The organism is Mixta mediterraneensis, assembly GCF_030283135.1.
Taxonomy (GTDB): Bacteria; Pseudomonadota; Gammaproteobacteria; order Enterobacterales; family Enterobacteriaceae; genus Pantoea; species Pantoea mediterraneensis.
This window is the reverse complement of record NZ_JASUAZ010000033.1, coordinates 14,955-38,889: the sequence shown is the minus strand read 5'-3', so window position 1 is coordinate 38,889 and position 23,935 is coordinate 14,955. Positions and strand designations below refer to the sequence as shown.

Annotated in this window: 23 protein-coding genes and 2 pseudogenes; 5 read left to right on the top strand and 20 right to left on the bottom strand. The window is 52.5% G+C overall.

Annotation, left to right across the window (positions count from 1 at the left end):
* Nucleotides 1-124: 124 nt before the first annotated feature.
* Nucleotides 125-235: pseudogene (locus QRY16_RS16335) on the bottom strand (DUF1107 family protein); the annotation flags it as partial.
* Between the two features lie 280 nt (nucleotides 236-515).
* Here QRY16_RS16335 and QRY16_RS16330 point away from each other — a divergent pair.
* A complete protein-coding gene (locus QRY16_RS16330) occupies nucleotides 516-1,073 on the top strand; it encodes a YtfJ family protein (RefSeq protein ID WP_289777344.1) in 558 nt (185 codons plus the stop codon).
* A gap of 40 nt (nucleotides 1,074-1,113) precedes the next feature.
* On the opposite strand, the gene cysQ is transcribed toward QRY16_RS16330, so the two are convergent.
* A complete protein-coding gene (gene cysQ, locus QRY16_RS16325; RefSeq protein WP_289777343.1) occupies nucleotides 1,114-1,857 on the bottom strand; it encodes a 3'(2'),5'-bisphosphate nucleotidase CysQ in 744 nt (247 codons plus the stop codon).
* Between the two features lie 291 nt (nucleotides 1,858-2,148).
* Here cysQ and QRY16_RS16320 point away from each other — a divergent pair, with 291 nt between their 5' ends.
* Nucleotides 2,149-4,098, top strand: a complete 1,950-nt coding sequence (locus QRY16_RS16320) for a bifunctional 2',3'-cyclic-nucleotide 2'-phosphodiesterase/3'-nucleotidase (RefSeq protein WP_289777342.1) — start codon at nucleotides 2,149-2,151, stop codon at nucleotides 4,096-4,098.
* Between the two features lie 202 nt (nucleotides 4,099-4,300).
* On the opposite strand, the gene fklB is transcribed toward QRY16_RS16320, so the two are convergent.
* A complete protein-coding gene (fklB, locus tag QRY16_RS16315; RefSeq protein WP_289777341.1) occupies nucleotides 4,301-4,921 on the bottom strand; it encodes a BamJ family beta-barrel-assembly machinery protein in 621 nt (206 codons plus the stop codon).
* 220 nt (nucleotides 4,922-5,141) lie between these two features.
* Here fklB and QRY16_RS16310 point away from each other — a divergent pair, with 220 nt between their 5' ends.
* Nucleotides 5,142-5,825, top strand: a complete 684-nt coding sequence (locus QRY16_RS16310) for a LysM-like peptidoglycan-binding domain-containing protein (protein WP_289777340.1) — start codon at nucleotides 5,142-5,144, stop codon at nucleotides 5,823-5,825.
* 48 nt (nucleotides 5,826-5,873) lie between these two features.
* Here the strand turns inward: QRY16_RS16310 and rplI are convergent, their stop codons facing one another.
* Genes rplI through rpsF form a run of 4 tightly spaced genes read right to left on the bottom strand, consistent with a single transcriptional unit; the run spans nucleotide 5,874 to nucleotide 7,313 of the window.
* Nucleotides 5,874-6,323, bottom strand: a complete 450-nt coding sequence (gene rplI / locus QRY16_RS16305; RefSeq protein ID WP_193405714.1) for a 50S ribosomal protein L9 — start codon at nucleotides 6,321-6,323, stop codon at nucleotides 5,874-5,876.
* Nucleotides 6,324-6,361: 38 nt separating this feature from the next.
* Complete coding sequence (rpsR, locus tag QRY16_RS16300; protein ID WP_000135199.1) at nucleotides 6,362-6,589, bottom strand: 30S ribosomal protein S18; 228 nt, start codon at nucleotides 6,587-6,589, stop codon at nucleotides 6,362-6,364.
* A gap of 4 nt (nucleotides 6,590-6,593) precedes the next feature.
* A complete protein-coding gene (priB, locus tag QRY16_RS16295) occupies nucleotides 6,594-6,911 on the bottom strand; it encodes a primosomal replication protein N (protein ID WP_193405713.1) in 318 nt (105 codons plus the stop codon).
* 6 nt (nucleotides 6,912-6,917) lie between these two features.
* On the bottom strand, nucleotides 6,918-7,313 hold the full coding sequence (gene rpsF / locus QRY16_RS16290; RefSeq protein ID WP_193405712.1) for a 30S ribosomal protein S6: 396 nt from the start codon (nucleotides 7,311-7,313) through the stop codon (nucleotides 6,918-6,920).
* A gap of 376 nt (nucleotides 7,314-7,689) precedes the next feature.
* Between rpsF and QRY16_RS16285 the strand changes: the two genes are divergently transcribed.
* Complete coding sequence (locus QRY16_RS16285) at nucleotides 7,690-7,893, top strand: hypothetical protein (protein ID WP_193405711.1); 204 nt, start codon at nucleotides 7,690-7,692, stop codon at nucleotides 7,891-7,893.
* A 46-nt stretch (nucleotides 7,894-7,939) separates the two neighbouring features.
* Here the strand turns inward: QRY16_RS16285 and yjfP are convergent, their stop codons facing one another.
* Complete coding sequence (yjfP, locus tag QRY16_RS16280) at nucleotides 7,940-8,689, bottom strand: esterase (RefSeq protein WP_289777339.1); 750 nt, start codon at nucleotides 8,687-8,689, stop codon at nucleotides 7,940-7,942.
* Between the two features lie 588 nt (nucleotides 8,690-9,277).
* Between yjfP and bsmA the strand changes: the two genes are divergently transcribed.
* The gene (gene bsmA, locus QRY16_RS16275) at nucleotides 9,278-9,604 is read left to right on the top strand and encodes a biofilm peroxide resistance protein BsmA (protein WP_289777338.1); all 327 of its coding nucleotides are present in this window, start codon (nucleotides 9,278-9,280) and stop codon (nucleotides 9,602-9,604) included.
* Here bsmA and QRY16_RS16270 read toward each other — a convergent pair.
* The 12 genes and pseudogenes from QRY16_RS16270 to mutL all read right to left on the bottom strand — a co-directional run bounded on the left by QRY16_RS16270 (nucleotide 9,578) and on the right by mutL (nucleotide 23,900).
* Nucleotides 9,578-11,204: pseudogene (locus QRY16_RS16270) on the bottom strand (isovaleryl-CoA dehydrogenase). The gene bsmA and the pseudogene QRY16_RS16270 overlap by 27 nt on opposite strands.
* A gap of 98 nt (nucleotides 11,205-11,302) precedes the next feature.
* Nucleotides 11,303-12,037 carry a 23S rRNA (guanosine(2251)-2'-O)-methyltransferase RlmB gene (gene rlmB, locus QRY16_RS16265; RefSeq protein WP_193405708.1) on the bottom strand — a complete coding sequence of 245 codons (735 nt, stop codon included), beginning with the start codon at nucleotides 12,035-12,037 and terminating at the stop codon, nucleotides 11,303-11,305.
* Nucleotides 12,038-12,111: 74 nt separating this feature from the next.
* The gene (rnr, locus tag QRY16_RS16260) at nucleotides 12,112-14,547 is read right to left on the bottom strand and encodes a ribonuclease R (protein WP_289777337.1); all 2,436 of its coding nucleotides are present in this window, start codon (nucleotides 14,545-14,547) and stop codon (nucleotides 12,112-12,114) included.
* 16 nt (nucleotides 14,548-14,563) lie between these two features.
* Nucleotides 14,564-15,007, bottom strand: a complete 444-nt coding sequence (gene nsrR / locus QRY16_RS16255) for a nitric oxide-sensing transcriptional repressor NsrR (protein WP_193405706.1) — start codon at nucleotides 15,005-15,007, stop codon at nucleotides 14,564-14,566.
* A 220-nt stretch (nucleotides 15,008-15,227) separates the two neighbouring features.
* Nucleotides 15,228-16,526: an adenylosuccinate synthase gene (locus tag QRY16_RS16250; protein WP_289777336.1), complete on the bottom strand. Its 1,299-nt coding sequence runs from the start codon at nucleotides 16,524-16,526 to the stop codon at nucleotides 15,228-15,230.
* Nucleotides 16,527-16,692: 166 nt separating this feature from the next.
* A complete protein-coding gene (locus tag QRY16_RS16245; RefSeq protein WP_289777335.1) occupies nucleotides 16,693-16,893 on the bottom strand; it encodes a DUF2065 domain-containing protein in 201 nt (66 codons plus the stop codon).
* Between the two features lie 56 nt (nucleotides 16,894-16,949).
* Nucleotides 16,950-17,954, bottom strand: a complete 1,005-nt coding sequence (gene hflC, locus QRY16_RS16240; RefSeq protein ID WP_193405703.1) for a protease modulator HflC — start codon at nucleotides 17,952-17,954, stop codon at nucleotides 16,950-16,952.
* A 3-nt stretch (nucleotides 17,955-17,957) separates the two neighbouring features.
* Nucleotides 17,958-19,199 (bottom strand): FtsH protease activity modulator HflK, encoded by a 1,242-nt coding sequence (gene hflK, locus QRY16_RS16235; RefSeq protein WP_193405702.1) that lies wholly within the window; start codon nucleotides 19,197-19,199, stop codon nucleotides 17,958-17,960.
* Between the two features lie 161 nt (nucleotides 19,200-19,360).
* Nucleotides 19,361-20,641, bottom strand: coding sequence for a ribosome rescue GTPase HflX (hflX, locus tag QRY16_RS16230; RefSeq protein ID WP_289777334.1), 1,281 nt, complete (start codon nucleotides 20,639-20,641; stop codon nucleotides 19,361-19,363).
* A 77-nt stretch (nucleotides 20,642-20,718) separates the two neighbouring features.
* Complete coding sequence (gene hfq, locus QRY16_RS16225; RefSeq protein ID WP_193405700.1) at nucleotides 20,719-21,033, bottom strand: RNA chaperone Hfq; 315 nt, start codon at nucleotides 21,031-21,033, stop codon at nucleotides 20,719-20,721.
* A gap of 103 nt (nucleotides 21,034-21,136) precedes the next feature.
* Nucleotides 21,137-22,087 (bottom strand): tRNA (adenosine(37)-N6)-dimethylallyltransferase MiaA, encoded by a 951-nt coding sequence (gene miaA, locus QRY16_RS16220; protein ID WP_289777333.1) that lies wholly within the window; start codon nucleotides 22,085-22,087, stop codon nucleotides 21,137-21,139.
* On the bottom strand, nucleotides 22,080-23,900 hold the full coding sequence (mutL, locus tag QRY16_RS16215) for a DNA mismatch repair endonuclease MutL (RefSeq protein ID WP_289777332.1): 1,821 nt from the start codon (nucleotides 23,898-23,900) through the stop codon (nucleotides 22,080-22,082). The genes miaA and mutL overlap by 8 nt, the downstream gene beginning before the upstream one ends.
* Nucleotides 23,901-23,935: the final 35 nt, after the last annotated feature.

Sequence of the window (23,935 nt, the reverse complement as noted above, 5' to 3'; positions counted from 1 at the left end):
GGATTGTTAGTATGAAGCATGAGAGTTACCTCGTGTTTTGTATAAGGATTAGACACCCATATCAAAACCGGTAACTCTCAACCTTTCAAGGTCCAGTGTCAGATCAAGTCGCGACTAATACAGCTTAGTTGAACTCAAGCTTGAGACGCACAACCTGGCGATTGATTTCTGACATTACGCTCAGATGCTGTTTGTCTTTGACGCGCGGAATCAAAACTTTTCCTTTATCAAACTCAACCGTTTCCAAAATCGGTACGAGCCCTTGAAGCGCGAATTGCGGATAAACTATAGAACACTCTGCGTTACGCATGTTCCGAAAATTGAATTTTTTTACTGAGTTTACACACCATTACAGAACACTCTGTTAGCACGGTCATTTAAGCCAGTATAAACCTTCGGTCGTTAAATAATTGTGTCGCCCGTAACAAAGATGAAACATTTTCGCGACAACCTTATCTTCGCTGCTTACTATTGCAATAAAATGACTAACTGGTCGGATCACCAAAGGAGCTTGTATGCGAATAACGGTAGCGGCAGCGGTTTTTGCGATGTTCATGCCGGTTAGCGTGCTGGCCCATGCTATTAAACAGGGCGAACGTGTTCCTGCGGTGGGCGTTAACGACAAAGGCGAACTGATTTGGCAACAGGATAAGTTTAGTTACAGAAGCTGGAACAGTGTGCAACTGAACGGAAAGGTACGCGTAATTCAGCATATTGCCGGTCGTTCATCAGCAAAAGAAAAGAATGCGGCGCTGATTGAAGCAATTAAATCCGCCAGGTTGCCGCACGATCGCTATCAGACCACCACCGTGGTTAATACGGATGATGCCATCCCCGGCACTGGCATGTTTGTACGCAGCAGCATCCAGACTAACAAGCAGCACTATCCGTGGTCACAATTTATTGTTGATAGCCAGGGCAATGTGCAGAAAGCCTGGCAGCTGGAAGAAGGCAGTTCCGCGATTGTCGTGCTGGATAAAAGCGGGCATGTGCGCTTTGTTAAAGACGGCTCACTGACTCAGGACGAAATAAAACAGGTGATGTCATTATTGCAGGCCTTGCTGAAACAGTAAGCCGCATTGATTAACGGGAGGAAAACCTCCCGTTTTCATCTCAGAACAGTGAAACGCGGAAGCCAGGGTTCAGGAAAGATTCCCGTGGCGCGTAATCCAGTGTTTTTCCCTGCCAGTCATGCACATGTGCCCCGGCCGCCATCGCGACCGCGTGACCTGCGCCCGTATCCCAGATATTGGTCGGTCCAAAACGCGGATACAGCTGAGCCTTGCCTTCCGCCACCAGGCAGAACTTCAGCGAGGAACCGGTGGCAACCGTCTGATGCTCGCCCAGCTGTTTCAAATATTCTTTCATCTCATCATCATTACCGTGTGAACGGCTGACTACCACCAGCGGCGGACGCGCCTCCTGCACATGAATTTGTGTGCGCTGACCGTTCTCTTCTTTCCAGGCTTTACCTTCTGCTGCCGCATACATCACGCCTAACGCGGGAGCATAAACCACGCCCAGCACCGGTTTGCCTTGTTCAATCAGCGCGATATTGACAGTGAACTCACCGTTACGCTTCAGGAACTCTTTGGTGCCATCCAGTGGATCCACCAGCCAGTAACGCTGCCAGTGCTGACGAACATCCCAACCGGGTGGATCTTCTTCTGACAGTACCGGAACATCGGGTGACAGCTGCTTTAAGCCGTGGACAATAATATTGTGTGCCGCGATGTCCGCTGCGGTGACAGGCGAATCATCAGACTTGCGAGCAACGTCAAGCGGTGCCGCACCGTTGTAAACTTGCATAATGGCGTCGCCCGCTTCACGCGCCAGTTGGCAGATTTGCTCTAACATTTTTCACCTCGTGTTATGCGAATGCTGCGTATCTATCTCAGCACCCGATCGGTTACATTTAGCCGCTCCGCTATCTGCGCTGTGTGACCACACTACAGCAAAGCATTTCATAGATATATCAATACCATAGTTCAATCCGCATCGCCACACTTGCGCCGCGACGGCAAAATCTGAAATTTGCAAGCCCGCTCCCAAAGCATCAAAGCGTTATATCCATCACGTTTTAAAATGACCATCCATCAAGCTTTTACATTATTTTGGGAGCTTAAACCTTTGGGAGCAGGAGATTGCATGTTTAAGCCTGGCATAACGTTACTGGCGTTTGGGATGTCCACCGCATTATCAGCAGCAACCGTAGATTTACGCGTGCTGGAAACGACCGATTTGCACAGCAATATGATGGATTTCGATTATTACAAGGATACGCCAACCGAGAAGTTTGGCCTGGTGCGCACCGCCTCGCTGATCCATGCAGCCCGTCAGGAGGTCAAAAATAGTGTCCTGGTGGATAACGGCGACATCATTCAGGGCAGCCCGCTGAGCGATTATATGGCGGCAAAAGGCATGCAGGCTGGCGAAATTCATCCGGTGTATAAAGCCCTGAATACGCTGGATTACAGCGTGGGTAACCTTGGCAACCATGAATTTAATTACGGCTTGCCTTATCTGAAAAAAGCCCTCTCCGGCGCACGTTTTCCTTATATCAACGCCAACGTCATTGATGTGAAAAGCGGCAAACCGCTGTTTACGCCTTATCTGATTAAACCAACGGAGGTTATTGATCGCGACGGCAAACGCCAAAGCGTGAAGATTGGTTACATCGGTTTTGTTCCACCGCAAATCATGGTGTGGGACAAAGCAAATTTACAGGGAAAAGTACGCGTCGATGACATCACCGAAACCGCTCGCCGCTATATTCCTGAAATGCGCGCCCAGGGGGCTGAGCTGATTATTGCCGTTCCGCATTCTGGCCTGAGCAGTGAGCCTTACCATGCGATGGCCGAAAACTCGGTTTATTACCTCAGTCAGGTTAAAGGTATTGATGCAATTTTGTTTGGTCACGCCCATGCGGTATACCCCAGCCAGGATTTTGCGGCGATCAAAGGCGCAGATATTACTAACGGCACGCTGAATGGTATTCCTGCGGTAATGCCGGGAATGTGGGGCGATCATCTCGGCGTGGTTGACCTCGTACTGAATAATGATAATGGACACTGGCGGGTCAGCAGCGGCAAAGCGCAGGCGCGCCCAATTTATGATACCGCACAGAAGAAGTCACTCGCTGCTGAAGATCCGGCCCTGGTAAAAATATTGGCTGATGATCATCGTGCTACGCGAGAATTTGTTGCCCAGCCGATCGGTAAATCCGCAGATGTGATGTACAGCTATTTATCGCTGGTGCAGGACGATCCGACGGTACAGATTGTTAACAATGCCCAGCGAGCCTACGTTGAACATTTTATTCAGGGCGATCCTGATTTAGGACGTTTACCGGTACTTTCAGCTGCCGCCCCCTTTAAAGCCGGTGGACGTAAAAACGATCCCGCCAGCTACGTAGAGGTTGAGAAAGGCCCGCTGACCTTCCGTAACGCTGCTGACCTGTATCTCTATCCCAATACTCTGGTGGTGATGAAAATCAGCGGTGCGCAGGTGAAAGAGTGGCTGGAATGCTCAGCAGGTCAGTTTAATCAAATTGATCCCACCAGCAGCCAGCCGCAATCACTGATTAACTGGGATTTTCGTACCTACAATTTTGATGTGATTGATGGTGTGAAGTATCAGATCGACGTAACGCAACCTGCTCGTTATGACGCGGAATGCCAGCTCATCCATCCCGCGGCTTCGCGCATTAAACAGCTTAGCTGGCAAGGCAAGCCGATAGATCCGGCGGCCATTTTCCTCGTCGCGACGAACAATTACCGCGCTTACGGCGGCAAATTTGCCGGGACGGGCGACAGGTATATTGCGTTTGCTTCGCCGGATGAGAATCGCTCGGTAGTGGCGGCTTATATTAGTACAGAAACCAAAAAGCACGATGAAGTGCAGCCGCAAGCGGATAATAACTGGCGTCTGGCCCCGATCACAGCCGCGATCCCGCTGGATATTCGTTTTGAAACCGCCCCAGGAAATAAAGCCAGTGGCTTAATTAAGCAGCACGCGCAATATCCGATGCAGCCGAAAGGTAGCGATGAGCGCGGTTTTGCGATTTGGCAGGCAGATTTGCAAAAGCAGGCCGATTAAGTGGCCAGCCTTTCTACGCCAGTCAGGCACGGTTAGCAGCATGATGCGCCAGCGCTCCATGCTGGTGCATAACGGCCCGTTGAGGGGACTTGTGGCTAAAACATCCCATACCCGGCGCGCAATCCGTTTGATTCACACGGTTTAACCATTGCATAAAAAAACCAGCCCAAAGGCTGGTTTTTTTATGACGTTGCCAGAAGCGTTACAGAATTTCCAGCAGTTCTACTTCAAATACCAGCGTGCTGAATGGCGGGATAGAGGCGCCCGCGCCACGTTCGCCGTATGCGAGATTATGCGGGATCACTAATTCCCATTTTGAGCCAACAGGCATCAGCGTCAGCGCTTCAATCCAGCCAGCAATAACACCGCTAACCGGGAATTCTGCTGGCTCGCCACGTACGACCGAGCTGTCAAACACCGTGCCGTCGATCAGCTTGCCGGTGTAATGAACGCGAACGCGATCCTGACGAGACGGGATAGGGCCGTCGCCCTGGGTGATTACGCTGAACTGCAAGCCAGATTCCGTACTGCTCACGCCTTCACGCTGTGCATATTCAGTCAGAAATACCTGGCCCTGAGCAGCCATCGCTTCGGTACGTTCACGGCGTACGCCTTCAGCACGTTCGTGCACTTCACGCAGCGCACGATGCACAACATCAACCGGCACCGCCGGTGAGTTCCCTTCCAGCGCGTCGCGCAGGCCCGCGAGCAGTGCTTCTGGTTGCAGACCTTGCAGACCAGATTCCAGCAGCTGCTGGCCAACCTGTAAACCAATACCGTAACTTGCTTGTGCTTCGACGCTGTCGAAAGAAGGGGTTGTCATCTTCGTTCCTTTCACTCTGGGAAAAATTCGAACGGGCAGCATAACAGCGCAGGCTGCTGGCGTAAAATGCCCTGCGTCGCAGATGACTTTTCCCGGCGAAAGAGAAACAATACACAGGTCAAATTTATCAATGCTGGCGGGCACTGCGCGCCCACATTGCCCATACTATAACAATCGACAAGGTTATCCTTGTCGGTGGCACAAATTGAAGAGAGAGAACATGGGCCAGATTGCCCCACGACGCCGCAGGACGCGCGCACCGCGTATTTTATCCCGGCTGCAAGCCTGGCTGCCCTCGCGCAAGCCGCAGCAATCCGCCGGAGAGGAGGAATTACGAATGGCTTCAGACGCGTCATCCCGCTTACCTGACTGGCTTCAGCGTATCTGGTATTTCACCGACACGATTCGCTGGATGGATCCGCTACCTGCTCCGCATCGCCGTGGCATTGTCCTCGCGCTGCTGGTGATGCTGTTAGCGTTTCTCTGGCCTTCGGACACGCCCCAGTATCCGGTTGAACGCCCGGCTACACCTTCTACCGAAACAGGAAAAGACGGGCCCATGCAGGCGGATATTTATGATAACAATCCGCCGCCTTCTCAGCAGTCCGCGCAAACCCAACCCCCGCCGAAAAGCGATTCACAAGGCACATGGCGCAGTTATACCGTCGCATCGGGTCAAACGCTGGCGCAGCTGTTTCGCGATAATAGCTTACCGGTAAATGATGTGTTTGCTATGGCGCGCGTGGAAGGTAGCGATCAGCCGCTAAGTGCATTACAGAGTGGACAGCAGGTGAAGATTCGGCAGGACGCGCAAGGTGTGGTGACAGGATTAACCGTCGTTAGCGCAAATGGCCCGGTGTTATTTACCCGTCAGCCGGATGGCAGTTTTATCCGCGCGCAATAAACAAAAACGCCGGCACAGGCCGGCGTTTCTGCATTGCTCAGTAATAAATTACCCAGCAACTACATTCACGATCAATTTCGCGAATACTTCGCTGTGAACCTGGAAGGTCACTTCGTGCTCACCTGTGGTGCGCAGAACGCCGTTCGGCAGACGAACTTCGCTCTTAGCCACTTCAACGCCAGCTGCAGTTACAGCGTCAGCGATGTCGCGAGTACCGATGGAACCGAACAGTTTACCTTCATCGCCTGCTTTAGACGTGAGGGTAACGGTGCCCAGTGCATTGATTTTCTCTGCGCGTGCATTAGCTGCAGTCAGAACGTCAGCCAGTTTGGCTTCCAGTTCTGCACGACGTGCTTCGAAGAATTCAACGTTTTTCTTAGTAGCAGGAACAGCTTTACCCTGTGGAACCAGGAAGTTACGCGCGTAGCCCGCTTTAACGTTAACCTGATCACCCAGGCTGCCCAGGTTTGCTACTTTATCAAGCAGAATAACTTGCATTACCTTATCCTCTTAAAGTCGTTATGGACAGCGGCCGATTACTGATGACGATCAGTGTACGGCAGCAGAGACAGGTAACGCGCGCGCTTGATAGCACGAGCCAGCTGACGCTGGTATTTTGCACGAGTACCGGTGATACGGCTTGGAACAATCTTGCCGCTTTCAGTGATATAGTTTTTCAGCGTTGCGATATCTTTATAATCGATCTCTTGAACGCCTTCCGCGGTGAAACGGCAGAACTTGCGACGACGGAAATAACGTGCCATTTGGCTAGTCTCCAGAATCTATCAATTCAATCTGCTCGGCATGTAACACCATTTTACTCTGACCATTGCGCGCCTGATGGCAGCTAATAAAGCCTTCGAGAATGAGTTGCGTGCCGACCGTTATATGTTGAGTAATCACCTGATGGGTGCTGCCGCTGATAATCACCGGCATCCGACACCAGGCTTGCCGGTGAAATCCGGCCTCCTCCTGCACTGAGCGGTGCTCAAGCACAAACTGACAGTGAGGAATTCCTGACGGGCTAATTTTTCGAACCGGCGTCTTGCACACCGTGCCAGACAAGCGCAGCCGATTAACCGTCACGATGGATTACTCTTCAGAATCCCCAGCATCTGAGTCATCAGCGGATTCGTTAGCAAAATCTTCGCGGCGCTCACGACGCTCATCTTTCGCTTTAACCATCGGTGATGCTTCAGTTACCGCGTTTTTAACGCGCATAATCATGCTACGGATAACGGCGTCGTTGAAGCGGAAGTTCGTTTCCAGCTCGTCGATAACTTCCTGCGGCGCTTCAACGTTCAGCAGAACGTAGTGCGCTTTATGCAGTTTGTTGATCGGGTAAGCCAGCTGACGGCGGCCCCAGTCTTCCAGACGGTGGATCGTGCCCTGTGCACCAGTGATAGCACCAGTGTAACGCTCGATCATGCCTGGAACCTGTTCGCTCTGGTCAGGATGGACCATAAATACGATTTCGTAATGACGCATCGAAATTGCTCCTTACGGATTATTCAGCCTCCTGTCTGGGTCAACCGCGGCCCGTGGAAGCAAGGAACGTTATAGGCAGTGCCCCACTTTTCATGAGTCACAACCTGAGAATGCGGCTGAAAAATTGACGCGTAATCATACTGATGTCCCCCGTTAAACTCAAGCGCACATTTCATTAAATTGGATGCGCCGTGCCAGATACCGGTGCTTTTTGTGCTAACGCTGAAAATACAAAGGATTGTGGGCAACTTGTTCAAAAATGCTGATAAAAACGTTCAGGACGGCGAGCTAGCGACATACTGACCAGCCACTAAACTTTAACTCAGACGTCGCTGACGTCTGATCAGAGTGTGTTCCCTGTAATGAGGAGTCGGGCATGAAAGCGTTCGTCATCGCCACTTTACTGGGTCTCTTCCTGTCTCCACCCGCTCTTGCCAGCCATGCTGACTGTGCGCAGCAGATGAGAAGTAACAGTAGCAAAGCGGCTTCAGGCTATATTTACGTTAACCGACTGGATGCGCCGGACAATCGCCACGCCAGCAGCAATAACGCGGCGGAACGGCAATCAAACCCGTGGTAATGCTCTTAACGTAACGGGCTGGCTGTGTGCTGCCAGCCCGTTACGTTTACAGTTGATGCTTAAAGAAACTCACCAGAGCAGTCAGGCCGGAAGGGGTAATTTTGTGGCCAATGTGCTTTTCGGACAGCGAGGTCAGATGGGCGTCCAGCCCTTGCTCACGCAGCACTTTGTCGAGCCGTGTCGTTTCGGCAAAAGGCACTACTTCATCCGCTTCGCCATGCCACAGCAGCAGCGGACGATTAGCCAGCTTTTCTAACTGAGCGCAAGGATCGTAACTGGCCAGCGGTGCCATACGCTCGGCAAACTGCGTCTTTTGTTCAGGCGTACGCGCCACCAGCGGCGGAAAAAGCGTATGGCTGAGCTGCATAAAATAGCCTGACCCCATCATACAGGCGACGCTGTGAATCTGTGGATAGCGCACCATCGCCCCGAGCGCCGTCATGCCGCCCATTGATGCGCCAGCAACCGCGAAGCGTTCATCAGCAATCAGATCTTTCTCGCGCAGTGCCGCTTCAAGCAGCGGGACTTCATCAATATTCTGTTTCAGAATGTCCCAGAAATGACTCAGACGGTATTCTGCATTCCCGCTATAGCGCGCGCCGTGCATATTCGCATCTGGCATCACCGCACGAAAGCCAGCCTGGGCTAATGCCACAGCAAAATAGGCATACACTTCTTTTGATGAGGTAAAACCGTGGTAAAACAGCACGGTCGGTAGCCTGGCGTGACGCTGATCCGTGGGCATCGCGTGAATGCATTCGATACCAGCCAGCGTTTCCGTGGTGAGTTCAATCATGTTCCCTCCTGAGTGAAGTTCAAAACCTGCCAGTCAAGTGTACGTTCTGTCGATGGAAATGCGAGCCGGTTCACATTTTGATGGAATAATCATCACGCTACGCTTTTCCTGCTGTCTGCCGTTGATGTTGTATCCGCCTGATTTGATGCGGAGGTCAGTGATGAAGCCACTCTCGCTCCACGGCCTGACATCTGACGTTGCTGTGGAAGTACAGACACTGGCGCAGGCAGCCAAAGAGAGGGTCTGCTTGCAACTCCATCAGCATGGTTGCTACAGGCCATATCCTGGCGGCGCAATCGCGCGAAGCGATGACGCACATTGCGACCCATAGTGAGCAGGTTCAGGCATCAAGAAAGTTTAACGTTATCGCATAGCAACTGGCGTTGGGAATTGACCAGCAGATGGGTCATAAATCAAACCAGCCAGGCTGCATCAGAGCAGCGATTGAGTGGCACCCGCAGAAAGCACTGCGCAAATCCTGCGTCAAGCGGGTCACCCTTTAACGCAGCCAGCATTTTTACCTTAAGTTGTGCTCGCTATCGGGACAGTAGCATACACTCAGATCATCGTCCCGATTAAGGATTCGCCATGCGTTACGCTTTTTTTCTGGCTGTAAGTCTGCTGCTCAGCGGCTGTTCGGCCTTTCAGACCACGCCGGAAGCCCCACCGGCACCAACTCGCCATTCGCAGGAAATTACGCGTGCGCAAACCTATGGCTTGCCGAAAATGGGCACCCTTAGCGTCAGCGTGCGCGGTTCGCCGGATGATGCGGAACGTGAAATTGCCGCGCGAGCGAACCAGGCTGGCGCGGTTTACTATCAAATTGTAATGATAGATGAAACGGTGATGCCCGGTTTATGGTACGCCACGGCGACGTTATATGGTGCGTTACCCGCCGCTCGCACGCAGCAGTAAACGGTTGGTCAGCGCGCTGTCTAAAGGCCGTGTTCCGCGCTGATCCAGCCACTGGCGACACCACGCATCCGCTATTGGCGGCTCAGTATTTCAGCAGCTGCGCACCGGTTGCCAGTTGCAGCAGGTTCTGCGTAAGGTCACGCGCTTGCGTTTCCTGAGCTTTGCCCAATTTCAGCTTAAGTTGTCGCCAGCGCGCATCAAAGTGTCGGTTACTGCCTTTTACCGCATCGAACTCCTGATTCAGCATCTCAATAATGTCAGATTGCTTTGTCAGCACTCGCAGTACATCCAGGCACATCACATTGCCAGCGCCTTCCCAGATGCTATTGACCGGCATGTCACGATACAGCCGGGGCAGTTCGCTTCCTTCGCAATAGCCAATTCCGCCTAATGTCTCCATCGCTTCGGCGACAAACGGCATACCCGCTTTGCAAATGCCATATTTCGCGGCGGGCGTAAACAGGCGAGCAAACCTCACCTCGTGTTCCTGAGCAGGCTGTGACCAGGCTCGCGCCAGCCGCAGCAAAAGTGCGGTTTGCCCTTCCAGTTGCAGCGCTTGCATGGCTAATACCTGGCGCATTAACGGCTGATCCACCAGATTTTTTCCCATGACCTGCCGCTGATGAGCGTGATACAGCGCCACCGAGAAAGCACGACGCATTTGACCGTGGCTGCCTAGCGCGCAATCGAAGCGCGTCATGCCGCCCATTTTCAGGATCAAACGTACGCCTTCGCCTTCTTCGCCTAACAGCCAGCCGGTCGCATCTTTGAATTCAACTTCAGCGCTGGCGTTCGAGCGGTTACCCAGCTTGTCTTTTAAACGTTCGATAACGATGGCGTTGCGCGTGCCGTCGGGCAGCAGGCGCGGCAGAAAAAAGCAGCTCAGCCCTTGCTGAGTTTGAGCCAGAATCAAATGCGCATCGCTTTGCGGCACTGAAAAAAACCATTTATGTCCGACGATTCGCCAGGCTTCACCAGGCCCGCGCACGCCCAGCGGTTCGGCTCGCGTGGTGTTGCTTATAACATCGCTGCCGCCCTGCTTTTCTGTCATCCCCATGCCAATGAGTAAACCACGCTTTTGCTCGCCGGGTTGCGCATGCGTATCGTAACGATCGCTCAGCAGCGGATCGAACCAGCCTTCAAACGCGGCAGGAAGGTAAGTTTGTAATAAAGGGATCGCGGCATGCGTCATCGTCACCGGACAAAGCGTTCCGGCTTCCACTTGCGCATGGAGAATAAAGCGCGCCGCACGCGCCACGCTGGCACGTTCCCGTACATCTGGCTGCCAGGTGAGATTGTGCAAACGACTGGCGCAAACGCCCTGCATCAGTAAGTGCCATGCAGGATGAAAACGCACTTCATCTAAACGCGCACCACGTGCATCGTAACGCAGCAGTTCGGGTGGCTCGGCGTTAGCTAATCTTCCCAGCTCCAGCGATTCAGCGCTGCCAAGTTGCAAACCAACCGAAGCCAGCCATTCGCGATCCCATTCACCGCCTTCGCGTAACAGTGCTTCGCATAATGGCGTATCGGAAAGGAATAAATTGCTGTTGCTGAGGGGTTGCGGCTGATTAAATACGGTGTGGGTTGTCCAGGTCATAACCACTCCTCACGGAATTTACTCCCTAATTATGGGAGCGATGCGCAGTTATGCCTGGTACAGAAACTTTTTTGTGGCGGCGATCACGCCAACAGAAATTACAGGCTGCGCTGGCGCACCGCTTCAAACAGACAAACGCCGGTTGCCACCGACACGTTCAGCGAAGAAACGCTACCCGCCATGGGAATGCTGATTAGCTCATCGCAGTGTTCACGCGTTAGGCGGCGCATACCTTCACCTTCAGCGCCCATCACCAGTGCCATTGGACCAGTCATTTTGCTTTGATACAGGGTGTGATCGGCTTCGCCGGCGGTTCCCACCACCCAAATATTGTACTCCTGCAACAAACGCAACGTACGCGCCAGGTTGGTAACGCGAATTAACGGCACATTTTCTGCGGCACCACTGGCGACTTTTTTCGCCGTTGCATTGAGCGTGGCGGAGCGATCTTTCGGTACGATGACCGCATGCACGCCTGCCGCATCGGCGCTACGCAAACAGGCGCCAAGATTGTGGGGATCGGTAACGCCATCCAGCACCAGTAAAAATGGTTTTTCCAGGCTGTGTAGCAAATCCGGCAGATCGCCTTCCTGATACTGACGACCCGGCTTGACGCGAGCCACGATGCCCTGATGCACACCCCCTTCAACCTGGCTGTCGAGCCATTGACGGTTTGCCAGTTGAATGACGATTCCCTGAGCTTCCAGCGCGGTTACCAGCGGTTGCAGGCGACGATCGTCGCGGCCTTTGAGAATAAAGACTTCCTGGAAACGTTGTGGATCGCGTTCCAGCAGCGCCTGCACGGCATGGATACCAAAAATTATTTCGCTCATCGATCTGCTCAGTGGTTAGAAATGAATGGATGATAAACCGCCCTCGCTCAAGCGAGAAAGGGCAGAGGCACACGTCAGGCAGGCTTCGCCTTCTTCGCGGCGCGCTTAGCCTTAGTGGCGGCGGCGATTTTACGGGTTTTCTCCGAGACTTTTTTACTTTTTTTCTCGTTCCTGGCAGTGGCAGGCTTTTTCTTGTCACTGCGGAAAGCCGAATCCGGCTCGAAGTTGGTTTTTTTACTGGCTTCACGGCGACGCTTCGGCGGCGCCTTCCCTTCCCGTTTTGTTCGATCGCGTGCGGTTTTACCTGCGCCACGCGGCTGACGCGCGCTGGAAATCAACGCGAAGTCAATTTTGCGTTCGTCCATGTGCACGGCCTCAACACGCACTTCTACCGCATCGCCCAGGCGATAAGTCCGACCGCCGGATTCGCCGATCAAACGCTGCCCAACGGGGTCAAAACGATAGTAATCATTATCCAGCGTTGAGACATGGACCAGGCCATCGATGAAGAGATCGTTGAGGCGCACAAAGAAGCCAAAACCGGTCACGCTGGAAATCACACCATTAAAGACGTTACCGACCTGGTCCTGCATAAAGTCACATTTCAGCCAGTCCGCAACGTCGCGTGTCGCTTCGTCTGCGCGACGCTCGGTTAAGGAACAGTGCTGGCCCAGCTGCAACATTTGTTGCATATCGTAGTGATAACCGCCGGTTTCGGTGGTCAGCCCTTTCACTTCGCCCCGCTCTTTTGCCAGCAGATATTTAATGGCGCGGTGCAGCAGTAAGTCCGGGTAACGGCGAATTGGCGAGGTAAAGTGAGCGTAAGACGCCAGCGCCAGGCCGAAGTGTCCCCGGTTTTCTGGATCGTAAACCGCCTGTTTCATTGAACGCAGCAGCATGGTTTGCAGCATTTCCGCATCCGGGCGATCGGCCACCTCGGTTAACAAGGCAGCGTAATCAATGGGTTGCGGTTTATTCCCACCCGACAGGCTCAGTCCCAGCTCGTTTAATACGGTGCGGAAACTTTTAATGCTGTCGTCGCTGGGGCGATCGTGATCGCGGAATAGCGCGGGTTCTTCATTTTTCTCAACGAAACGCGCGGAGGCGATATTCGCCAAAATCATACATTCTTCGATCAGCTTGTGCGCATCGTTGCGTGAAGTACGCTCTACACGTTCGATACGGCGCTCGGCATTAAAGATAAACCGGGCTTCTTCCGTTTCGAACGAGATGCCGCCGCGCTCTTCACGTGCCGCTTCCAGCGCCTTATACATATTGTGTAGCTCTTCCAGTTCTTTTACCCGCGGCGCGTATTGCTCACGCAGTTCCGGGTTGCCCTGAAGAATATTCCACACTTTGGTGTAAGTCAGACGCGCATGGGAATTCATTACCGCTTCGTAATGCTTAAAGCCGGTCAGTTTGCCTTTCGCCGAGACCGTCATTTCACACACCATACACAGTCGATCAACCTGTGGATTTAGCGAACATAGCCCGTTGGAGAGCACTTCTGGCAGCATCGGCACGACTTGTGAAGGGAAGTAAACCGAGGTTCCACGCTGGTGCGCCTCATTATCCAGCGGGGTGCCTGGACGCACGTAATAGCTCACATCGGCGATTGCCACCCATAAACGCCAGCCGCCACCGCGTTTTTTCTCACAGTAAACAGCATCATCAAAATCACGCGCATCTTCGCCATCAATGGTGACTAAAGGCAGCTGACGCAAATCAACGCGGCCTGCTTTCGCTTCTTCTGGCACGACTTCGCTGAGCCTGCTGACCTGCTGCTCAACTTCTGGCGGCCAGCTGTGAGGGATTTCATGGGTGCGCAGTGCCATATCGACGGCAAGGCTGGTTCCCATATCATCGCCAAGGATTTCGGCTATTTTACCAATGGCTTTGGTACGACGCGTCGGGCGCTGCATCAGCTCAACCACGACCACCGAGCCCATACGGGCATTCATGGTTTCTTCTGGCGGGATAAGAATATCGAAACTCAGACGACTGTCGTCTGGCACAACAAAACCGGCCCCTGCATCGGTGAAGTAGCGACCGACAATTTGATTATTACGCGGTTCCTGTACGCGAACCACGCGCGCTTCGCGACGCCCCTTGCGATCGGCACCTAAAGGCTGAGCAAGGATGACATCGCCATGCATGCAGAACTTCATCTGTTCAGCAGAAAGGTACAAATCATCTTTTTGGCCTTCTGCGCGCAGAAAACCATATCCGTCACGGTGGCCGATTACTTTGCCACGCAGCAAATCAAGGCGTTCAGGCAGCGCATAACACTGACGGCGAGTAAACACTAACTGCCCATCACGTTCCATAGCGCGTAGTCGGCGGCGCAGTGCTTCTAAATGTTCTTCTTCCTGCAAATTCATTTCTTGTGCCAGCTCATCGCGGCTGGCTGGTTTTTCACGTTTTTCTAGCAGCGCCAGAATAAATTCCCGACTTGGAATAGGATTTTCGTATTTTTCAGCTTCTCTATCCTGATAAGGATCTTTTGACATAGCGGTTCCTCCGATGTCATTTAATATTTATTGCCACCGGCGGTTCGGACAATATGATTTCATATAAAGGAGTATTACCTTCGACAAGATCCGCCAGTGTGTAGCCATCCAGTTCCCGTAAAAACAACTGCACCGCATCGTTGAGTACTTTCTTTAAACGGCAAGCTGGCGTAATAGAACATGCGCCACAATCCACTAATTGTAGCGGCTCCATTTTGCGGACGACTTCACCCAGAATGATTTGCCTGGCATGCATGCCAAGACGAATACCGCCATTTTTCCCGCGTGTTGTCGCCACAAAACCCGCACGGCTTAACTGGTTGATTATTTTGACCATATGGTTGCGCGACACGCCGTAAATATCGCTTACCTCGGTAATACTGGTCAGTTTGCCTTCAGGCAAGGTCGCCATGTAGATCAAGGCGCGCAGACCATAATCAGTAAAACTTGTCAGCTGCACGTTAACCTCGGTGAAGCATCATAAGTGACATAGATTCGCTCGTCTCGCGAAGGATTTCGCTGTGAAACCGGTTCACTACATAATTACGTAAGATGATAAACCAGAGTCTGAACGGCTGTGTGTTTTTTTAAACCAGAAGGCGATTTGGTAAGCGAAAGGTAGATGAATGGTCAAAGAGCGGGTTAGCAAAAAGGCCGGACATTGTCCGGCCTTTGCGTGATTAAGCGTCAAACGGATCGCGCAAAATCATCGTCTCACTGCGATCAGGGCCGGTTGAAATAATATCAACCGGAACGCCGGTTACATCTTCAATACGCTTGATGTAATCGCGAGCGGCCTGTGGCAAGCCTTCCAGCGTTTTTACGCCAAACGTGGTTTCGCTCCAGCCAGGCATCGTTTCATAGATTGGCTCAATGCCTTCCCAGTTTTCGGCCGCCAGCGGCGTAGTAGTGACTTCGCTACCATCCGGCATGCGGTAAGCAACACAGATCTTCACTTCTTTCAGACCATCCAGCACATCCAGTTTGGTCATACAGAAACCTGACAGCGAATTGATCTGAACGGCACGGCGTACAGCCACTGCGTCCAGCCAGCCAGTACGACGGCGGCGCCCTGTGGTTGCACCGAATTCGTTGCCTTGTTTGCACAGAAACTCACCCGTTTCGTCAAACAGCTCTGTCGGGAACGGGCCAGCACCAACGCGTGTGGAATAAGCTTTCACAATGCCCAGCACGTAGTCGACGTAACGTGGACCAATACCTGAACCGGTCGCAACGCCACCAGCCGTGGTATTCGATGACGTTACGTAGGGGTAAGTTCCGTGATCGATGTCCAGCAGCGTACCCTGTGCGCCTTCAAACATAATCAAATCGCCACGCTTACGCGCATTGTCCAGCAGTTCAGACACGTCAACGACCATGCTGGTCAGGATGTCGGCCACCGCCATCACATCGTTCAGCACTTTATCAAAATCGACCGCGTCTTCTTTGTAGTAATGCACCAGCTGGAAGTTGTAGTAATCCACCACTTCTTTGAGCTTGGCAGCGAAAGTGTCTTTATTGAACAGGTCGCCAACGCGCAGACCACGACGGGCAACTTTATCTTCGTAAGCTGGACCGATACCGCGACCGGTCGTGCCGATTGCTTTCGCGCCACGCGCTTTTTCGCGCGCCAAATCCATCGCTACGTGATATTGCAGAATCAGCGGACAAGCTTCAGAAATAAGCAGACGTTCGCGTACCGGAATACCACGCTCTTCCAGGCCTTTCATCTCTTTCATTAACGCTTCAGGAGAGAGAACCACGCCATTACCAATGATGCTGGTAACGTTTTCGCGCAGGATGCCAGAAGGAATCAAATGGAGGACGGTTTTTTCACCGTTGATGACAAGTGTGTGGCCCGCATTGTGGCCGCCTTGATAACGCACAACGAAATTCGCGCGTTCAGTCAGAAGGTCTACAATCTTACCTTTACCTTCGTCACCCCATTGGGTGCCCAGTACGACGACGTTCTTACCCATTTCTCAAAATCACCGATTGCTTAAAAATGGATTCTACCATCTGATCCAACCGCTTTCAGCTCTTTTAGCATACGATTGCGCGCTTTTTTGCCTGCGTTTTGATCACTACAACATGTTGGGGGGAGCGCGCCTTAAAACCACTATTTAGGCGACAGGATGCCCGGTGTTAAACGTTGCCGCGCATCCGCAGCATACAATAAATCACAACTCCGGCGACCACTAAACCTCCGCCAAAGCGATGCAGCAGGCGATCGGGCAGTTGCGTCATCGACTGAATTATACGTCGCCAGACGCGGGGCATAAACATCGGTCCCAGTCCTTCCAGCACTAAGACCAGAGCTAACGCCATCCAGACACTTGTATTCATTCTGATAATCCAAAAAAAGGCCGACAAAATTGTCGGCCCGTAGGTTATATCAGTTCTTATCGCGTTGCGTTAGAGGGCGCTTTCATATATCGGAAGAAGTCACTGTCTGGACTTAAAACCATGACATCCTGATTTTCACTGAAGCTGTTTTCATAGGCTCGCAGACTACGGATAAATGCGTAGAAGTCCGGGTCCTGACTAAATGCATTTGCAAAGAGTTTCGCCGCTTCAGCATCTCCATCACCACGGGTAATCAACGCTTCACGCTGTGCTTCCGCGAGGGTACGCGTTACCTGATAATCGGCCTGAGCGCGCAGCTTTTCTGCCTCTTCCTGACCTTGTGAGCGCTGGCTACGTGCCACCGCCTCACGTTCAGCACGCATACGATTGAAGATTGCGTCAGAAACTTCGGTCGGTAAGTTGATCTGCTTGATACGCACATCGACAACCTGAATACCTAACGCCGCCATACTGTTCGGGTTTGGCGCAGGTTCGCTGCTATTGGTTTCACGTTCAACCCGGGCTGCTGCACTGGCAATGGCGTCATCAGCCGCTGGCGTAGCGATTTCATCGTCATTGCCTGCGCTACCGGTATTCAACGCATCACGCACGTCGGTCGTTAATCGGCCACGGGAATCGGTAACGATGTCTTTTACATCCAGACGGCCCATTTCAGAACGCAAACGGTCACTGAACTTACGTTTTAGCAGCACTTCGGCTTGAGAAACGTCGCCGCCGCCTGTCGCCAGGTAATAACGGCTGAAATCACTGATGCGCCATTTGATATAAGAATCAACGATCAGGTCTTTTTTCTCTTTGGTTACAAAGCGATCGGCCTGGTTATCCATGGTCTGAATACGGGCATCCAAAGATTTAACCGTTTCGATAAACGGTACTTTGAAATGCAGGCCCGGCGCGTAAACCTGCGGCTTATTTTCATCATCACGCAATACTTTACCAAAGCGCAGCACGATGCCGCGCTGGCCTTCCTGCACCACAAAAAGTGACGCGTACAGTATCACCAGCACGACAATAACTAAAAATACTATGGGCTTACGCATCGATTACTCTCTCCCTTCGCGCTGGGTATCGTTGCGCAGAGCGTTTGCCCGGCGCTGATCCATGATGCTGTCTGGATTGTATGACGAACTGTTATTGCTACTGGCGCTGCGGTCAGAAAGCGGTGGCAACGTGGTAGTGGTGGTACTGCTACCCTTCTTACCGCTCTGTCCGGCAGAATCCATGCCACGCATCAGCTGATCCAGCGGCAACACCATCAGATTGTTACCACGATCGTTAACCAGTACTTTACGCGTATGACTCAACACGCGTTCCATGGTTTCGATGTACAGACGCTCTTTAGTGATCTGGGGTGCCGCTTTATATTCCGGCAGAATTTTGGCAAAACGCGCGACTTCACCCTGCGCTTCCAGCACGGTGCGCTCTTTATACGCGCGCGCTTCTTCCAGAATACGCTGCGCCTGACCGTTAGCACGTGGCTGAACTTCATTGGCGTAAGCTTCCGCTTCGCGAACGTACTGTTCGCGGTTTTCACGCGCCGCAATGGCATCATCAAACGCAGACTTTACTTCTTCCGGCGGACGCGCAGCCTGGAAGTTGACATCCAGCACCGCGATGCCCATATCGTATGGCCGGATAGTTTCGTCGATTTCGCGTTGAGTGTCGCTACGCACTACGGTACGCCCTTCGGTCAGAATGCGGTCCATCGTTGAGCGGCCGATTACGCCGCGCAGGGCGCTATCTGTCGCCTGACGCAGACTGTCATCCGCGCTGGTTACCGCATACAGATAACGTTCTGGATCGGTTACGCGATACTGCACGTTCATTTCAACGCGCACGACGTTTTCATCAGAGGTTAGCATCACGCCTGACGCAGCCAGTTCACGTACCGCTTCTACGTTTACCGCACGCACCTGATCGATAAACGTCGGTTTCCAGTTCAGACCTGGCTCAACCAAATGGCTAAATTTGCCGAAACGGGTAACGACGCCGCGTTCCGCTTCTTTGATGGTGTAGAATCCGCTGGCGGCCCAGATAACCACAGCCGCAACAACGACAATGCCAACAATTTTGCCACCATTGCCAGAGCCGCGCTGCCCGTTGTCATTCTGTTTGCCACCGCCCAGTCCACCGAGCTTCTTGCTCAGCTTACGGAAGATATCATCCAGATCAGGTGGTCCTTTGTCTTGACCTCCTTTATTTCCCCCAGAGTTGCCGCCTTGATTATTGCTGCTTCCCCACGGGTCGCGGTCCTGTCCGTTATTTCCGGGCTGATTCCACGCCATGTTTCTACTCCATTTATTGTATTTGCGGCTTACCTGTCATCTTTCAGGCTGTAGTGGCGTTGGCGGCTTTTATCCGGTCGCTTACCAACGTAAGGTTCCGGGGGTGCGCTCAATTACCGCCTGGCTACAATCTGAAAGCTGGTAAGTTCGATTGGGCAATATCAAACAATGTAACTGGTCAGCGACGGTTCCTGTTTACATAAACGGCGCCAGTCAACGACTGGCATCCGAACGTGCAAACCCACACTGCCGTCTTCTTCGTTCCACTCTTTCTCAATCGCCTGCAACTGATAGAAACGGCTGCGCAAGCGCCCCGCTTCCGGTGGCAGACGTAAATCGTATTGGGCAATTTCACCCGACAGGCGCTCCGACAGCGCTTGCCACAATAAGGAAATCCCCTCGCCAGTTTGGGCTGAAAGCCAAACACGAATGGGCACGTTTTCCTCATTGCGATCGATACGCGGCTCAAAATTGTCGAGCATATCGATCTTATTCATGATCAAAAGCTTGGGGATTTCGTCCGCTTCGATCTCTTCTAATACCGTATCCACTGCTTCGATATTTTCATTCAGCCGCACGTCTGCGCCATCAATCACATGGAGCAGCAGTGTCGCCTGACGCGTTTCCTGCAGTGTGGCTTTAAAAGCAGCAACTAAATCATGCGGTAGATGGCGAATAAATCCAACGGTATCAGCCAGCACCACTTCCCCCACATCGGCCACGTTAAGACGACGTAAGGTGGGATCGAGAGTCGCAAACAGTTGATCCGCCGCATAAACATTGGCAGACGTTATAGCGTTAAACAGCGTGGACTTTCCGGCGTTGGTGTAACCCACCAGCGAAACAGTCGGTACGTCGGCTTTGGCACGCGCCTGTCGTCCCTGTTCGCGCTGTTTTTCAACACGCTCAAGTCGGGAAAGAATTTGGCTAATGCGGCCACGTAATAAACGACGGTCCGTTTCTAGCTGTGTTTCACCTGGGCCACGCAGGCCAATACCGCCTTTCTGGCGTTCAAGGTGTGTCCAGCCTCGTACCAGGCGCGTAGAAAGGTGGCGCAACTGAGCCAACTCGACCTGTAATTTACCTTCGTGAGTGCGGGCGCGCTGGGCAAAAATGTCAAGGATTAAGCCAGTGCGATCAATCACACGGCATTCACAGAGGCGCTCCAGGTTTCTTTCCTGAGCGGGTGTTAAGGCATGATCGAATAATACGACCGATGCTCCACTTGATTTCACCGCATCGGCAATTTCAACGGCCTTTCCTTCACCGACAAAATATTTTGGATGTGGCGCTTTACGACTGCCGGTGACGACTTGCAGTGCTTCCACGCCAGCAGAAGAAACCAGGGTTTCGAACTCCTGTAGATCTTCTATCTCTTTGTCTTGGGAGAACCAGATGTGTACCAGTACGGCCTGCTCACCGGCATCATAACGGTCAAACAAGCTATAACCTCGCTAAAAATAAAAGACCAGGACGGAAAACAGTTAACGCTTCCCGGTCCTGGCTGCACGGCGACGCCTTATTCTGCGTTATCACCGTCTTGTTGTGGCTGCGGCTGCGCAGATGGCGTGCTGCCGCTATGATGGTAATTATTGCTGCCACCGCCGGCGGTATTGTTGCTATGGTGAGAAACCGGGCGCGATGGAACAACAGTAGAAATGGCATGTTTATATACCATCTGGCTTACCGTGTTCTTCAATAAAATGACAAACTGATCAAATGATTCGATTTGACCTTGCAGCTTAATACCGTTAACCAAATAAATCGAAACCGGAACACGTTCACGACGCAATGCGTTCAAAAACGGGTCTTGTAATGATTGCCCCTTAGCCATTCTATCTTTTCCTTATATGCTTGTTGTTTGTTGCTTGTAGAACCTATAGTTCTGAAAAAACTGCGTAAAAATTTGCGCACGATACCCCATCAATTGTACACAATCACCCATGCTTCGCACTAAGAACCTGTAACACCGCATCACGCGCTAACTGGGGCTTGTCACTGTCTAACCAGTGAACGTTTTCCCAACCGCGTAACCACGTCATTTGGCGCTTAGCGAGTTGCCGGGTTGCGCAAATTCCCCGATAAACCATCTCGTTGTAATCGATTTCGCCAGCCAAATAAGACCACATCTGACGATAGCCCACACAACGAATGGAAGGCATATCCGTATGCAAATCACCTCGTGCAAACAGGGCCCGAGACTCCGCTTCAAATCCTGACGCTAACATCTGCTCAAAACGCAACGCGATGCGCTGGTGTAACAGTTCGCGGCTCGCGGGGGCGATGGCAAACTGATACACGTCGTAGGGTAACGCTTCGCCGGACGTTTTTGTCAGTTCCGTTAAAGTTTTACCCGAAATAAAAAAAACTTCCAGTGCTCGCGAAAGTCTCTGCGGATCATTCGGATGAATACGACTGCCGGCAACGGGATCGATTTCATACAGTTGGCGGTGTAAGGCTTCCCACCCTTTATCGCGCGCCATTTTCTCTATCCGCTGACGAACGTCAGGATCGGCCGAGGGCAACGGCGACAATCCTTCAAGTAACGCCTTGAAGTAGAGCATAGTTCCACCAACAAGCAACGGAATACGTCCACTTTGAACGATATCCGCCATTTCTGCTAACGCATCGCGACGAAACTCCGCAGCCGAATAAACTTCTGCGGGATCGCGGATGTCCAACAAACGATGGGGAGCCAGCGCTAACTCTTCAGCCGACGGTTTCGCCGTGCCAATATCCATCTGACGATAGATTAAGGCAGAATCTACGCTGATAAGTTCCACTGGCAGCTGCTTTCGCAGTGCAATCGCTAAAGCAGTCTTGCCTGAAGCGGTGGGTCCCATCAAAAAAATAGCCTTGGGCCGGCCAGCCTGGTTTAGTTCACTCATGCTTCAACGCGTTAATCGCGCTCTCAATCTCTAGGGCCTGCAACAAGCCTGAAGGCGGCGATTTCAATAGCTGCGGACAAAGCCGTTCCAGCTCAGCCACCAAAGTAATCGCCTGCGAGTGATTCCAGTTTTGCGCCTCTCGGTCTTCACGTCGAGCCAGCCATTGGGCCAGCTGCGTAGCGGAGGGCGCTTGCTGTCGAGCTAAATAGCCTAACAGTTCAGGAATCAAGATTTGTAAATTTTGTGTTCGTAATGGTAAAGGCACCGCGCGCAGGATCAGGTGGTCTCCCTCTGCCTGTAAATCGATGCCCATCTGGCTGAGCAGGCTGGTATTTTCCTGCGCGGTTACGCGCTCAGGCCCGGCAATTTTTAGCCGAACAGGGATCAATAGCGGCTGTGGTTTTAATCCGGTTTCGCCGGGCTGCAATTGCGCCTGCTTCAGCCAGCGTGATGCGATCGGCAAGGCCATTAACAATAGGTTTTCACCCTGCTCCAGCAGCGCGTACTGGTTCTGCAATACGGTTAACAGGCGACCAAAGCTTTGAGCATGTGCGGCTAACGGCGGCTCTTTTGCCGCAGGGCGTGGAGCGGGCTCAGCTGCGCTGGCCTGCGGTGTTTTCAACAGATGTTGATAAACGGCGCCTTCCCGCTTGCTGTAAGTGTTTTCCTTTGCCTGCCAGGCCGGTAACGCGGACGCGCCGTCACTGCGACGCGCTGCCGGTTGAGCAAAGTGATTGCCGCCCGCCGCCTGGCGGTTTTCCGGCTGCCAGCGTGGCGCAGGTTCTTCGGCATGCAGCGTAGTTGACAAAGCCGTCGCGCTTGCCTGCAATACGCTCATCACACCTTGATAGATAAAGTCATGTACCAGCCGCGACTGATGAAAGCGAACTTCATGTTTGGCCGGATGCACATTCACATCCACCTGATGCGGATCGATCTCCAGATAAAGTACATAAGCTGGTTGCTGATCGTCCTGCAACTGGGTCTGAAAAGCCTGACGAATAGCATGATTAATCAATTTGTCGCGCATCATGCGGCCATTAACGTAGCAATATTGTAAGTCGCTGACCTGACGTGAACCGCTGGGATCGACTACCCAACCACGTAAACCGAGACCGTCATGTTGCCAGTCAATACGCAAGGCATGCTGCATAAATGCAGTGCCGCAAATGGCGCCTAAGCGACGCTCGCGCTGTTTTTCGTCACTCACTGCACGATACTGGCGCATTAATTTACCGTTGTGGCTGAGCGAAATAGCCACGTCAAAACGCGCCAGCGCAATGCGACGAATAACTTCATCAATATGAGTAAATTCCGTTTTTTCAGTGCGCATGAATTTGCGACGTGCCGGCGTGTTATAAAACAGATCGAGCACTTCTAGCGTAGTACCACAAGGATGCGCCGCCGGTTTCACCGTCACATCCATATCACGCCCTTCTGCATACGCTTGCCAGGCTTCGTTTTGCCCGGCGGTACGCGACGTCAACGTCAAACGCGACACCGAGCTGATACTGGCCAACGCTTCTCCGCGGAAACCGAGGCTCATAATGGCTTCGAGATCATCCAGCGAAGCGATTTTACTGGTGGCATGACGCGCCAGTGCCATCGCCAGTTCTGCCTTGTTGATGCCACAGCCGTTGTCACGAATACGGATTAGCCTGGCACCGCCCTTCTCAATCTCTACATCAATGCGGGTCGCTCCGGCATCGAGGCTGTTTTCCACCAGCTCTTTTACAACCGATGCAGGACGTTCAACCACTTCGCCCGCTGCAATCTGATTGGCCAGTTGCGGGGGTAAAATTTGAATCGGCATAGTGGTTATCCTTCTAGCTGGCGGCCCGGCGTACT